The sequence below is a fragment of the Solihabitans fulvus genome, from assembly GCF_008386585.1.
In the GTDB taxonomy this organism is placed as follows: Bacteria; Actinomycetota; Actinomycetes; order Mycobacteriales; family Pseudonocardiaceae; genus Solihabitans; species Solihabitans fulvus.
This window is the reverse complement of the sequence record NZ_VUOB01000127.1, coordinates 1-658: the sequence shown is the minus strand read 5'-3', so window position 1 is coordinate 658 and position 658 is coordinate 1. Positions and strand designations below refer to the sequence as shown.

The window sequence follows — 658 nt, the reverse complement described above, 5'->3', positions numbered from 1 at the left end:
CTAGAAGTGTCCTGAAGATCTTGTTTGGCCGTGGGGGCAGATGGGACGGAACCACCCGCCCCTTGTTCTTACCCCGTGGTCAGAACCCAGGCGGTGTCGGTGCGGGCCAGTCCCATCCTGACCAGCCGGCGGAGGTTGAGGGCGGCGGCCCGCAGCCGCAGCCAGGCGTCGTTTTTGATCGTGCCCAGATACCGCAATCGCCGGTTGCCTCCGGCGACCAGCCAGGCGATGACGCGTTCGACCGGCGGCCGCCAACGCCGATAGTCCGCCTGCCAGTCGGGGTCTGTGGCGGCCTGGCGGCGTGCGGCGGCCAGCAGGTCGTGATGGCGGTGAATGGTCAGATGACGACCGCCCTTGGCGGTGGTGCAGCGTCGCCGCAGCGGGCAGTCCCGGCAGCGCGTGCCGAAGTTGGCATTGCGTTGCCCGCCGGTGGAGGGCCGACTCAACGCGACGGTGTGCCCGGCGGGGCAGCCCACCGTGCCAGCGGTGGTGTCGATGGCGAACTCGTCCAGGGTGAACCCGCCTGCCACCGGTGGGCGCAGCGGAGCGGGCTTGATGACGGAGGTGTGCCCCGTCTGGGCCTGGGCGTGGCGCAGGACGCCGGCGCTGTAGGCGGGATCGGCCAACACTGAGACCGGGGTGTGCTCGCCGGCCAGCA

Annotated in this window: 1 protein-coding gene; it reads right to left on the bottom strand. The window is 70.7% G+C overall.

Going from position 1 to position 658, the window contains the following annotated elements; all coding sequences use genetic code 11:
• Positions 1-68 precede the first annotated feature (68 nt).
• Positions 69-658, bottom strand: a 590-nt coding sequence (locus F0L68_RS40495) for a transposase (protein WP_188317110.1), incomplete at its 5' end; no start/stop codon positions are given.